The organism is Pseudomonas fluorescens, assembly GCF_003732425.1.
Classification (GTDB): Bacteria; Pseudomonadota; Gammaproteobacteria; order Pseudomonadales; family Pseudomonadaceae; genus Aquipseudomonas; species Aquipseudomonas fluorescens_BE.
Window position 1 is genome coordinate 303,522 of sequence record NZ_MOBX01000015.1, and the last position, 11,792, is coordinate 315,313.

Consider the following 11,792-nt stretch of genomic DNA (forward strand, 5'->3'; position numbering starts at 1 on the left):
GCGCGGCACCCGATGATCGGTAAATCGTCGCGCCGATCGTGATCAGCATAGCGCTCGCTGCTATTGTGTCGACTCCGATACACAACCGACACGCCAGCAACAAGCGCCCGCGCTAGCCTCGCCAGCCGCAACACGCCCTTACATCAGCACTTCCCGCTTAACCGCCGGACGCCTATGCTGATACCACCACCTCGCAGCCCATCTTTTGTGGTTGGCGGCCTACTGGCAGATGAACAGCCTCATGCACAACACCCAAATGACCGCGACGGATGAGCCGAAAGACGACAAGCGCTGGAGCATTCGTGCGCTGATCGTCGATGATGACGTGCCGATCCGCGAGCTGATGATCGATTACCTCGCCCGCTTCAATATCCACGCCAGCGGCGTCACCGACGGTGCGGCGATGCGTCAGGCGCTGCTGGCCGAGCATTTCGACGTCGTCGTGCTGGACCTGATGCTGCCCGGCGAAGACGGCTTGTCGCTGTGCCGCTGGCTGCGTGCCGAATCGGACATCCCGATCCTGATGCTCACCGCCCGCTGCGAACCGACCGACCGCATCATCGGCCTGGAACTGGGCGCCGATGACTACATGGCCAAACCGTTCGAACCGCGTGAACTGGTCGCGCGCATTCAGACCATTCTGCGCCGGGTGCGCGATGATCGCACCGAACAGCGCGCCAACATTCGTTTCGACAACTGGCGCCTGAACAGCGTCCTGCGCCAGCTGATCGCCGACGATGGCCTCGTGGTGCCACTGTCCAACGCCGAATTCCGCTTGCTGTGGGTGTTTATCGAACGTCCGCGCCGGGTACTCAGCCGCGAGCAACTGCTCGATGCTGCCCGTGGCCGCTCGATCGAAGCCTTCGACCGCAGCATCGACTTGCTGGTATCGCGTCTGCGGCAAAAACTCGGTGACGACCCAAAAGCCCCGCAGTTGATCAAAACCGTGCGCGGTGAGGGTTACCTGTTCGACGCGCGGGACATCGGCTGATGCGGGCGCGCTTCGACACGCTGTTCGGTCGCCTGTTTGGCGTGCTGTTCGTGGCGATTGTCCTGGCGCACCTGCTGGCTTTTGCCTGGTTCCACCACTACGGGCCGCCCCCACCGCCACCGCCGCCGGAGTTCTCCCAAGGCGCCGAAGGGCAACCGATGGCACATGATCCGCGCTACCCGCCACGGCCACCGCGTCCGTGGTTCGGTGGCCCGGTGGTGCCGCTGACCTTTCAGTTCATCACACTGATGATCGCGGCGTGGTACGGCGCCAAATTGTTGAGTCGCCCGATTCAGCGCCTGAGCGACGCCGCCGAACGTCTCAGCGAAGACCTCGACAGCCCACCGCTCGACGAGTCCGGCCCGCGGGAAGCGCGACAAGCCGCCTACATCTTCAACCTGATGCAGCGGCGCATTCGCGAACAGGTGCAGCAGCGTGCGCGGATGCTGGGCGCGGTCTCACACGACCTGCGCACACCGTTGTCACGCCTGAAACTGCGCCTGGAAAACATCAGCGATGAAAAGCTGCAAGGCCAGATGCGTCAGGACCTGGACGACATGATTGGCATGCTCGACGCCACCCTCACCTACCTGCACGAACAGCGTACCAGCGAAGCGTTGCAGTTGATGGACGTGCAGGCATTGGTCGAGTCGCTCTGTGAAAATGCTCAGGACCAAGGCGCCGACGTCCAGGTCAGCGGCCATTGCGCACCGTTGCCGGTACAGCCGATGGCGCTGCGTTCGTGCATCAACAACCTCATGGACAATGCCCTGCGTTACGCCGGGCAGGCACGCATCGAATTGCAGGATCAGCGCGAGCAGTTGCTGATCCGCGTAATCGACCACGGCCCAGGGATTGCCGAAGACAAGCGCGAAGCGGTGTTTGAACCGTTTTATCGCCTGGAAGGCTCGCGTAATCGCAACTCCGGCGGTGTCGGCCTGGGCATGACCATTGCCCGTGAGGCGGCGCAACGTCTGGGTGGCCAGCTCAGTCTTGAAGAAACCCCCGGCGGCGGCCTTACCGCCATCATTCGCCTGCCGCGCCTCTGAGAAACACACAATCCACCTGTAGGAGTGAACCTGCTCGCGATAACGGAGTGTCAGTCACAGTAAATGTCACTGATAAACCGCTATCGCGAGCAGGCTCACTCCTACAAGGTATTTGGTGCTAATTGCATCGTGTGTACCCACCGGTACAAATCCCACATACCCCCGACAACTTGCGCCCCGACGCTGCATAAGCCGGTACACCCACCGGTTTTCCATTCCAGGGAGTGAGTCCGATGATCGGTAGCGTCAGCAACTACACGAGCTATACCAGCACCAGCAGTACCTCCACGCAAAACGCCCGCAGCCAGCAACTGCAAAAAGAACTGTTCGCCAAACTCGACAGCGACGGCGATGGCACAGTGGATCAGGACGAACTGAAAAGCGCCCTGTCGCAGAAGTCCGACGACGGCCTGCTGGTCAACCTGAGCAAACAATTCGGCGATCTGGACAGCGACGCCAGCGGCAGCCTCAGCGCCGAAGAAATGACCGCTATGGCGCCCCCTCCGCCGCCACGCGATCAAGCACCGGACACCGACCTCGCCGACGCCCTGATCAGCGCCCTCGACACCGATGGCGACGGCGCTATCAGCGGCGACGAACTGAGCAGCGGTCTGACCAGCGCCGGCAGCACTGCCGACAGCAACGAAATCTTCTCCGCCCTCGACAAGAACAAGGACGGCACCGTCAGCCAGGACGAACTCACCGCCAGCCTGGCCCCACCGCCTCCTCCACCAGTGCAAATCAACAGCGACGAACTGTTCAGCCAACTCGACGCCGATGGCGACGGCAGCGTGACCGCGACCGAACTCGACAGCGCACTGAAAACCAGCGACAACAGCACCGCAACGACCAGCACCGACACCAGCGCCGCGCTGCTCAAGGAGCTCGATAGCGACAGCAGTGGCGGCGTGAGCAGTGACGAGTTGAAAGCGGCGCTACAGGCAGGCCGGGAACGACCTGACGAAGAGCAGACCGCTTCGACGCAGAACACGACTGAAGCGCTGAACCGCATGATTGCCAATCTGAGCAAACAGTACTCGCTGGAAAAAACTGCGTCAGTGGGCAAATACCTCAACGTCGCCACATAAGTTGCCCTCCTGTAGGAGCTGCCGAAGGCTGCGATCTTTTGATTGTAAAAAATCAACGGCAAAAGATCGCAGCCTTCGGCAGCTCCTACAGAGGATTGTGCAAGGTCAAAGAGACTGGTCGGCTGTCAGGCCGCCATCGCTAGCAGGCTCACTCCTACAGAAAAGCAAAGCCATGCACCCACACGCTCTTCACCACTCAACAGGATGAGCGTTAGCTCGGCTGCAGCTCTTGAGCTGAGGGCCCGTCGGCAGGCTGAGTGGAGGGATTGATCCGGGGGTGGGAGCGTAGCGACCGTTCGACGAAGTCGAACACATCGAGAGGAGGTGCAGCGAAGCAAACCGGAGGCGATGCCCCCGGATCGATCCCGGAGCGAAGGAACCCCGAGCCCCAGCGAGTGGGCCGAACGTCAGGACAAAGCGTTTTGGTTACTTTTGGCTGGGCCGGCATTCCGGCGTCTGCAAAAGTGACCCGCTGTAAGAGCGGAACCGCCAGCGGCAGCACCCGCAGAAACGGATATTCACCCACCCCACCCACAACATGGTCGGCCCAAAGGCCGCCAAGTCCAAAGGCCTACCGCCGATCCTCAACCCGAGACTGACTCTTGCTCCAATCCGTCAACAAACTATAAGCCACCGCCAACAACGTAGGCCCGATAAACAACCCGATAAACCCAAACGCAATCAACCCGCCAAACACCCCAAGCAACACAATCACCAGCGGCAAATTCCCCCCGCGGCTGATCAGATACGGCTTGAGCACGTTGTCCACGCCACTGATGATGAACGTCCCCCAAATCCCGAGAAACACGGCCATCCCGTACTCCCCCTTCCACGCCAGCCAGGCCGTGGCCGGCACCCACACCAACGGTGGCCCCATCGGAATCAGACTCAACAGGAAGGTGACAATCCCGAGCACCAACGCCCCCGGCACCCCGGCAATCAAAAACCCGATCAACGCCAGAACCGCCTGCGCCGCCGCCGTACCGATCACCCCGTTGACCACCCGCTGCACCGTGCCGGCGACCAGCTCGATGTAATACCCGGCGCGATCACCGATCAAGCGCTCCAGCAGACTGTGCACAAATGCCGCCAGCCGTGGCCCGTCGCGATAGAAAAAGAACACAAAGACAATGCTCAGGGTCAGCTCGAGAATCCCGCCACCGATCTGCGCACTGCGCGCCAGCAGCCAGTTACCGACCTGCCCCAGATACGGTTTGATCGATACCATCAGTGCGGCGCCCTGCTGATCAATGCTGTTCCACAGCCCGACCAGACGTTCTCCCACAAACGGCAACGTCCCCAGCCACACCGGCGCTTCCGGCAGACCGTCGACCTGCACATCTTTGATGAACGCCGTGGCATCGCGCACGTGATCCGCCAGGTTGAACCCCAACCACACCAGCGGTGCTGCCACCAGCAACATCCAGCCCAACGTCAGAATCGCTGCAGCCAAGGATTCGCGGCCATTGAGCCAACGGGTCAACAGGCGCATCAGCGGCCAACTGGCAAACGCCAGCACCGCGCCCCAGAAAAGTGCCGACCAGAACGGCGCCATCACCCACAGGCTGGCGCCAAACAACACCAGCAGCAGGATCTGCACCAGCAGGCGATCGTTATTGAGCATGTAAGGTCTCGAAAAAGTCAGTCAGGCAAAGAGTAGGCGAACACACGGTTCGTGCTCGCCCGAAACAGCTTAACGCAACAGATCGATGCGCAGGCCAGAGCCTTCGACACTGCCGGTTTCCATGCGCGCCGCGCGCACGCCCTGATTGATCAGGGCCTGTCGCCAGGCCTCGGCTTTCGGCCCGGACACCGTCACGCGCAACGTCGTATCGAGGTTAAGACCACGGGAAATCAGGCGTAGCCAGGTGTCATCCGGATCATTCACGCGATCAGGGAAATCCAGTTCACCGGTGCTTTTCAACTGACGCAACAGGGTCGCCGAGGTCGGCAGCAACTCACCCAGCGGCGCACCCGCCTCGAACTGTTCGACATGCAGGTAGGCTTTGCGATTGCCGCGGGTGATGCTGTAAAGCGCCACCAGCGTGTTGTCGCGCGGTGCGGCCAGCCTCAACAGCAGATACGCCTGTTGTTCGTCAGCGCCGTACAACTTGGCGTTACTGAACACCTCGTTGGCCCACAGGCTGCTTTCACCGCAATCACGCGCCTGACACCAGAACAGCAATTCGGCGTCCTGCTTTTGCAGGGCTTCGCGAGCGGCGGTAAAGGCTTCGGTGGCGGAGTGTTCGGGCGGCAACTCGTAGGTCACCGAAGTGGTCTGGCCACGGGCGGTGACCTGGCCGTCGAAACGCAGTTGCCCGCTGATCTTGCGGATCGAGCCCAGCGGATAAATCCGCTCAAGCTCCACGGGCGGGCGGTAGTCGACGATCTGTGCATCGGCCAGACGCGGCACGATCTGCAGATCCTGACTGCCCGGCACATCGGCGGCGAACGAAACGGTACTGAAACAGCACAGTGCCAACAGACTGAGTGACCGCATAGTCAGGCTCATCGGATCGGCAGGACTGGATGATTCGAGGTCGCAGCGGTGTAGAAATCCATCGTGGTTGTCTCCCATTTCAACCCGCCCAGCCTCGACAGTTGCCCGCAGCAAGTCAAGGAATGGCGAAGAACCGATTGAAACAGTCTGCGACAAGGTCGGCGCCGGCCTCGTCGTTCAGGTGCAAATGGTGCCCGCCTGCCAGCTGTTCCCGGCTAAAGGGTAGACGCTCCAGCAGTTCGGGATGTTTGGCCAGCATGCCGTCAGCTGCAACCACCAAGTGCGCCGGGCAACTGACCCGCAGCGCGAACGCCATTGCTTGTTCCTGGGTCAGGCGCAGCGGCGATGGCAGGGTCAGGCGATTGTCGGTGCGCCAGGTGTAACCGCCGGGCACCGGCATCAGACCGCGCTGGGCCAACAATTCAGCCGCCTCACGACTGACCGCCACCAACCCCTTCATGCGCGCTTCGATGGCGCGGTCGAGGGTGTTGTAGACCGGTTTGCGCTTTTCGCGTAGATCCAGTTGCGCTTGCAGGGCCATGCCCATGCGCTCGGCAGCGTTTTCGCCTTTGTCTGTAGGCGGAATCACACCGTCGATCAACGCCAGATGGCTGATGCGCTCCGGCAACGACCCCGCCAGCACCAGCGAAACAATCGCGCCCATGGAATGCCCAAGCAGGCCGAAACGCTTCCAGCCCAGTTGCTCGGCGACTTGCAGCACGTCATGGGCGTAATCCCACAGCGCATAGCCGGCGCCGTTCGGCCGGTGTCCGGAGTGCCCGTGACCGGCCATGTCCAAAGCGATGATGCGCAGGCCTTTGAGCTTCGGCGCCAGCCGGGCGAAGCTGTTGGCGTTGTCGAGCCAGCCATGCAGCGCGATGACCGGCACACCGTCCTCGGGGCCGAACAAATGCGCGGCCAGTTCGATATGCGGCAGGCTCAGGCGCACTTCTTCGAAAGTCGGACTCATGCGCAATCCTTGTCCTGACGGTTTTCCCACCGGGTAAACAGATTCTTCAACAACCGCGCGGTGTCCTGCGGCCGCTCAAGCGGGAACATGTGGCCACCGGGCATGCTCAGCGCCTCGCCTTGGGCCAGACGCGAAACGAAACGGGTGTGATGGCGCATGACCACGCGGCTCTTGTGCCCGCGCACCACCGCCAGCGGCACCTGCAATTGCCGGGTGCGGCCAGGGCTGGTGTGCGGCACGCCGCGATAGATGCTGATCTCGGTGGCCGGGTCGAAGCGCAGACGCAGTTTGTCACCCACCTGGTGCAAACCGTGTTGCAGGTAAGCGTCGAAACACTCCGGATCGAAACCACGGAACAAGGTCTTGCCGGAAAAATAGCGGCGCGCACTGTCGAGATCGGCGAACTCTTCACGGCGGCCAAGGGTGCGCCCCGCCGGGGTCAGTCTGTCGATAAATCCAAAACGCTTGGCGGCGCGGATCACCCATTGATCGGTACGGGTCAGCACTGGCGAATCGAGCATCACTACGCCGCGATACAGCTCAGGACAACGCAGCGCCGCGTGCAAATGCAGGACGCCGCCGAAAGAATGGCCGACGCCCCACACCGGCTGATCCTGTTGCTGCAAATGGTGGATCAACTCGTCGACGAGGTTGTACCAATTGTCATCCGCCGGGAAACGCGGGTCATGGGCATGCTGCTCCAGATGCGCGACCCGGTACTCGGGCGCCAACGCCGCGAACAATTTGCCATAGGTGCCCGAAGGGAAACCGTTGGCGTGGGCGAAAAAGATCGGTTGCGACATGCGGGCAAATCCATGGGCGGGAAACGTGGCGTTGATTGTCCGCAAGACCGCGTCTTACAGCAATGACCGTAACTGCCAGGAATGATGACAGTCAGGTCAAAGCTATGGGCAAATCGGTAATCAACGCGCCGGCGGCTGCTCACCCAACGGCACAACCGCCATGGTCAACCGCGACACGCAACTGGCCTTGCCCTCGTCGCTGGTCAAACGGATATCCCACACATGGGTGGTGCGACCGATATGAATCGGCTTGGCCACCGCCGTCACCCGGCCACTGCGCAAGCCGCGCAAATGGTTGGCGTTGATCTCAAGCCCCACGCAATAAAACTTGCTGGCATCGATGCACAGATAACTGGCCATCGAACCGACGGTTTCCGCCAGCACCACCGAGGCGCCGCCGTGCAGCAAACCGTAGGGCTGATGGGTACGATGGTCGATGACCATGCTCGCGGTCAGTGATTCTTCGTCGAACGCTTCGAAGCGGATGTCCAGCACTTCGCCGATGGTGTTCTTCTGGATTGCGTTCAACTGCTCGATGTCGGGAGTGGTACGCCACAAGCTCATCGCAGACTTCCTTTGCTGTTTTAGTGGTCGCTCAATCCTGCCACAGCACCGCCTCGCTGCGCTCGCTCCATTCTTCGAAACGCGCGCCATAGGTGTCTTCGATGACGTTGCGCTTGATCTTCAGGGTCGGCGTGAGGAAGCCGTTCTCGACTGCCCAACTGTCCTTGACCACCACCAGACGGCGCAGGCGTTCATGCTTGTCGAGTACGGCATTGACCTCCTCCAGGAGTTTTTCCAGGCTCGAATGCAGGCTCGCCCGCCCCTCTTCCTGATTGACGCTCGACAACACACACAAACCCAACGGCGCACTCAACCCGTCCCCCACCACACACACCTGTTCAATCCGTGAATGCACCGCCAGACGATTTTCGATCGGTGCCGGGGCGACGTATTTGCCTTTGCTGGTCTTGAAAATCTCTTTGAGCCGGCCGGTCAGGCGCAGGCGCCCTTCTGCATCCTGCTCGCCCTTGTCGCCAGTGCGCAGAAAACCGTCCTCGGTCAACGTTTCGGCGGTTTTCTGCGGCTCCTTGAAGTAGCCGAGCATGTTCGCCTGACTGCGCACCTGCACCTCACCCGACTCATCGATACGCACTTCGACATCCGGGCACGGCTTGCCGATCCAGCCCTGTTTGTACTGCCCCGGCAAGCAGATGTGCGAGTAGCCGCAACTCTCGGTCATGCCGTAGACCTCCAGTACATCGAGACCGAGTTTCTGATACCAGGCGAGCAAGGTCTGCGGCACCGGCGCGGCACCGGACAACGCCACGCGCAAGGCATCCAGCCCCAGGCCGGCCAGTACTTTGTGACCAACGCGCTTGCCAATGAATGGCAGCCCGAGAAGAAAATCCAGACGCTTCGCCGGGATCTTGCTGTACACGCCCATCTGGAATTTGGTCCAGATACGCGGCACGCCGAACATCGCGGTCGGTCGCGCTCGCTGCAAGTCAGTGATAAAGGTCTCGAGGCTCTCGGCGAAGAACACCGTCTGCCCGGTGTAGATCGACGCCAGTTCCACGAACATGCGCTCGGCAACGTGACACAGCGGCAAGTACGACAGTAGCCGGTCGTTTTCGTTAAGCCCGAACAATTGCGTGCCGCGCGTGGTGGCGAAACCGAGATTGGCGAAACTGTGCATCACGCCTTTGGGCAACCCGGTGGTGCCGGAGGTGTAGATGATCGTCGCCAGTTGCTCGGCGGCCGGACGCGGATCGTCCTGAATCGGTGAGCTGCGCTGCAAGTCGGCCCAACTGAAATCGAAATCCCCGGTCGGGTGCAGTGGCAGGCTGATGGTCGGCAGATCTGCTGGAATGCCTTTGGACATGCCCGACCAGTCGTCGAGTTTGCCGATGAAGGCCAGCGCGCTTTCCGAGTGATTGAGGACTTGCGCAACGGAGTCGGCGGTGAGGTTGGGATACAACGGAACGGAGACGTGCCCGGCCATCCATATCGCCAGGTCGGCGATGATCCAGTGCGCGCAGTTTTTCGAGATCAGGGCAATGTGGCTGCCCTGCGGCAACTCCCGCGCACGCAACCAATGCGCGGCGCAACGGGCCTGATGGCCGACATCGGCCCAGGTCAGGGTCTCGACCTGCCCGCCACCGATGGGCTGCACCAGAAAGCGCTGGCGCGGATGCCGGGCCTCGCGTTCGTAAAACACGTCCAGCGGCAATCGGAAGGCAGCAGACATGCGACTCGCTCCTGTTTTTTGGGTCTGGAGCAAGCGTAGTCAACCAAGCAAGTGCTTGGTTGGATTTTTTACCAAAAGAAACGAGATCAAAAGATCGCAGCCTTCGGCAGCTCCTACATTGGAATGCATTCCCCTGTAGGAGCTGCCGAAGGCTGCGATCTTTGCTTTTAAGGGTGTTTAAGGCTGTTGAGGGTCATCGAGCCGATCAGCAACTCAGGGCTTTCCAGCTCAGCCAGGCCGGCGGTGCTGACCTTTTCCGGCGGATACCCGGCGCCATGCTGCAGATAGCTGAGCAAATTGCCCACCAACGGGTTGTGGCTGACCAGCAGCACATTGCTCACCGACACCAATTGATCGGTAACCTTGTCCGGATCCACCTCCGGCGTCAGCCATTCGACCGTGCGAATCTCCGGCTCGAAACCCAGCGCCTCACGGACAATCTGCGCAGTCTGTTGCGCGCGCAGATAAGGGCTGGCGTAGATCGCCGTCAGCGGCTGGCCGATCAATCGCGCGGCGCTGCTCAAGGCTTCTTGACGACCGTGATCGGTCAGCTCCCGTTCGGAGTCGGGGCATGAGCCGTAAGGCACGGCCTCACCGTGACGCAATACCCAGAGTTTCATAGCTTGGGTTCCTCATCTCGAACCGGATGCGGCGCCGGGGCAACGGCGTGTGGCGCTTCACCTTCCGGGGCACGCGGCGTTGGCCAGTCGGCGAACGGCCAGGGTTTCTGGTCGCTGTGGAAACTGCCAAAGCGGCCGATTTGCGCCAGAAACTGGCTCAGGCTGTCGCCGAAGTTCATCAGGCTGGCGCTCGGGGCGCCATAGATCAAACGATAGATCAGCTGCACCAGCACCACCGCGCCGAGGATGAACTGCGCCACTTGCCAGACCAGCACGTAGACGATCATCCACAACACCCGCAGAAGGATGGATTCGTACTTGGCTTCGGTTTTCGGATCGTTCATGACTTGCTCCGTGCTGATTTCAGTTGAAACCGCTGGTGGAAATAAAATCGACGTCGGTTTTCGGTTCGGCTCGCATCAGTAGACCAATCACCTGCTCCAGCGTGCGTCCTTCGAACAGGATCGCGTGCAGCCCGGCGACCAGCGGCATGTACACGCCGACCTCCTGGGACTTGGCCTTGAGCACCTTCAAGGTGTTGACCCCTTCAGCGACTTCACCGAGACGCGACACTGCTTCGTCGAGACTCAAGCCCTGACCCAGCGCAAAACCGACTTGATAGTTGCGACTCTTCGGCGACGAACAGGTCACGATCAGATCGCCGACACCGGCCAGACCGAGGAAGGTCATCGGGTTGGCGCCCTGATTCACGGCAAAGCGGGTCATCTCCGCCAATGCCCGGGTGATCAGCATGCTTTTGGTGTTCTCACCCATTTCCAGCGCCACCGCCATGCCAGCGATGATCGCGTAAACGTTTTTCAACGCCCCGCCCAGCTCGACGCCGAACCGGTCGGCGCTGGCGTAAACGCGGAAGGTGCGACCATGCAACGCAGCCTGCACGGCTTTACACAGTTCTTCGTCTTCGCTGGCGACCACGGTGGCGGTCAGTGCGTGCTCGGCAATCTCGCGCGCCAGGTTCGGCCCGGACAACACGCCGATGCGCGCCTGCGGGGCGATCTCTTCGAGAATCTGGCTCATCAGTTTGAAGGTTTGGGCTTCGATGCCTTTGGTCAGACTAACCAGCATCTTGCCGCTCAACCGCTCGGCGTGGGGAGCGAGTACGGTGCGCAACGCGCTGGACGGCAGCGCGACAAAGCACAAATCGCAGGCGTCGAGGGTTTCTTGCAGGTCAGTGACGGCAGTCACCCCCGGCAGAATCTTGATGCCTTTGAGGTAACGCGGGTTTTCGCGATTGACCCGGATGGCCTCGGCCTGCTCGGGGTCACGCATCCACTGCCGGACTTGATGGCCGTTCTCGGCCAAAAGATTGGCCACGGCGGTACCAAAACTTCCGCCTCCCAGGACCGCAATCGGGCGCTGTTCAGTCATATGCAATCCGTTAATCCATACCAGTGGCGATGCCGGCATTATACGGGGCGACCCGGTCGCGGCCAGCCCCTGCGTCAATTACCGACACTTGTAGGAAGAAGACCAATAAAACCTAGGAAAATGCCTGCAAC

At 61.1% G+C, this 11,792-nt stretch carries 12 protein-coding genes; 3 read left to right on the forward strand and 9 right to left on the reverse strand.

What is annotated here, in order from left to right; all coding sequences use genetic code 11:
- The first annotated feature begins 241 nt into the window (after positions 1-241).
- From BK670_RS23380 to xopAW, 3 genes are all read left to right on the forward strand, one after another.
- The gene (locus BK670_RS23380) at positions 242-991 is read left to right on the forward strand and encodes a response regulator (RefSeq protein WP_016983639.1); all 750 of its coding nucleotides are present in this window, start codon (positions 242-244) and stop codon (positions 989-991) included.
- Entirely contained in the window at positions 991-2,040 is a 1,050-nt protein-coding gene (locus BK670_RS23385) for a sensor histidine kinase (RefSeq protein ID WP_123453306.1), read from the forward strand. The genes BK670_RS23380 and BK670_RS23385 overlap by 1 nt, the downstream gene beginning before the upstream one ends.
- Before the next feature lie 233 nt (positions 2,041-2,273).
- Complete coding sequence (xopAW, locus tag BK670_RS23390; protein ID WP_123453308.1) at positions 2,274-3,128, forward strand: XopAW family type III secretion system calcium-binding effector; 855 nt, start codon at positions 2,274-2,276, stop codon at positions 3,126-3,128.
- A 571-nt stretch (positions 3,129-3,699) separates the two neighbouring features.
- On the opposite strand, the gene BK670_RS23395 is transcribed toward xopAW, so the two are convergent.
- From BK670_RS23395 to BK670_RS23435, 9 genes are all read right to left on the reverse strand, one after another.
- Complete coding sequence (locus BK670_RS23395; RefSeq protein ID WP_123453310.1) at positions 3,700-4,752, reverse strand: AI-2E family transporter; 1,053 nt, start codon at positions 4,750-4,752, stop codon at positions 3,700-3,702.
- Positions 4,753-4,821: 69 nt separating this feature from the next.
- Positions 4,822-5,628 (reverse strand): DUF4892 domain-containing protein, encoded by an 807-nt coding sequence (locus tag BK670_RS23400; protein WP_123453312.1) that lies wholly within the window; start codon positions 5,626-5,628, stop codon positions 4,822-4,824.
- Between the two features lie 115 nt (positions 5,629-5,743).
- Positions 5,744-6,598, reverse strand: a complete 855-nt coding sequence (locus BK670_RS23405) for an alpha/beta hydrolase (RefSeq protein WP_034155823.1) — start codon at positions 6,596-6,598, stop codon at positions 5,744-5,746.
- Complete coding sequence (locus BK670_RS23410; protein ID WP_123453315.1) at positions 6,595-7,401, reverse strand: alpha/beta fold hydrolase; 807 nt, start codon at positions 7,399-7,401, stop codon at positions 6,595-6,597. The genes BK670_RS23405 and BK670_RS23410 overlap by 4 nt, the downstream gene beginning before the upstream one ends.
- 120 nt (positions 7,402-7,521) lie before the next feature.
- Positions 7,522-7,965 (reverse strand): hotdog fold thioesterase, encoded by a 444-nt coding sequence (locus tag BK670_RS23415; RefSeq protein ID WP_008087813.1) that lies wholly within the window; start codon positions 7,963-7,965, stop codon positions 7,522-7,524.
- Between the two features lie 31 nt (positions 7,966-7,996).
- The gene (locus BK670_RS23420; RefSeq protein ID WP_123453317.1) at positions 7,997-9,652 is read right to left on the reverse strand and encodes an AMP-binding protein; all 1,656 of its coding nucleotides are present in this window, start codon (positions 9,650-9,652) and stop codon (positions 7,997-7,999) included.
- A 167-nt stretch (positions 9,653-9,819) separates the two neighbouring features.
- On the reverse strand, positions 9,820-10,272 hold the full coding sequence (gene sixA / locus BK670_RS23425) for a phosphohistidine phosphatase SixA (RefSeq protein ID WP_123453319.1): 453 nt from the start codon (positions 10,270-10,272) through the stop codon (positions 9,820-9,822).
- Positions 10,269-10,616 carry a DUF4389 domain-containing protein gene (locus BK670_RS23430; RefSeq protein ID WP_123453321.1) on the reverse strand — a complete coding sequence of 116 codons (348 nt, stop codon included), beginning with the start codon at positions 10,614-10,616 and terminating at the stop codon, positions 10,269-10,271. The genes sixA and BK670_RS23430 overlap by 4 nt, the downstream gene beginning before the upstream one ends.
- A gap of 19 nt (positions 10,617-10,635) precedes the next feature.
- Positions 10,636-11,661 carry an NAD(P)H-dependent glycerol-3-phosphate dehydrogenase gene (locus tag BK670_RS23435; RefSeq protein ID WP_123453323.1) on the reverse strand — a complete coding sequence of 342 codons (1,026 nt, stop codon included), beginning with the start codon at positions 11,659-11,661 and terminating at the stop codon, positions 10,636-10,638.
- Positions 11,662-11,792: the final 131 nt, after the last annotated feature.

Bases quoted from the DNA above. Each gene is read 5' to 3' on its own strand.
- sixA (WP_123453319.1), bottom strand. From the start codon at position 10,272: ATGAAACTCTGGGTATTGCGTCACGGTGAGGCCGTGCCTTACGGCTCA.
- xopAW (WP_123453308.1), top strand. From the start codon at position 2,274: ATGATCGGTAGCGTCAGCAACTACACGAGCTATACCAGCACCAGCAGT.
- BK670_RS23435 (WP_123453323.1), bottom strand. From the start codon at position 11,661: ATGACTGAACAGCGCCCGATTGCGGTCCTGGGAGGCGGAAGTTTTGGT.
- BK670_RS23405 (WP_034155823.1), bottom strand. From the start codon at position 6,598: ATGAGTCCGACTTTCGAAGAAGTGCGCCTGAGCCTGCCGCATATCGAA.
- BK670_RS23410 (WP_123453315.1), bottom strand. From the start codon at position 7,401: ATGTCGCAACCGATCTTTTTCGCCCACGCCAACGGTTTCCCTTCGGGC.
- BK670_RS23395 (WP_123453310.1), bottom strand. From the start codon at position 4,752: ATGCTCAATAACGATCGCCTGCTGGTGCAGATCCTGCTGCTGGTGTTG.
- BK670_RS23430 (WP_123453321.1), bottom strand. From the start codon at position 10,616: ATGAACGATCCGAAAACCGAAGCCAAGTACGAATCCATCCTTCTGCGG.
- BK670_RS23400 (WP_123453312.1), bottom strand. From the start codon at position 5,628: ATGCGGTCACTCAGTCTGTTGGCACTGTGCTGTTTCAGTACCGTTTCG.
- BK670_RS23380 (WP_016983639.1), top strand. From the start codon at position 242: ATGCACAACACCCAAATGACCGCGACGGATGAGCCGAAAGACGACAAG.
- BK670_RS23415 (WP_008087813.1), bottom strand. From the start codon at position 7,965: ATGAGCTTGTGGCGTACCACTCCCGACATCGAGCAGTTGAACGCAATC.
- BK670_RS23385 (WP_123453306.1), top strand. From the start codon at position 991: ATGCGGGCGCGCTTCGACACGCTGTTCGGTCGCCTGTTTGGCGTGCTG.
- BK670_RS23420 (WP_123453317.1), bottom strand. From the start codon at position 9,652: ATGTCTGCTGCCTTCCGATTGCCGCTGGACGTGTTTTACGAACGCGAG.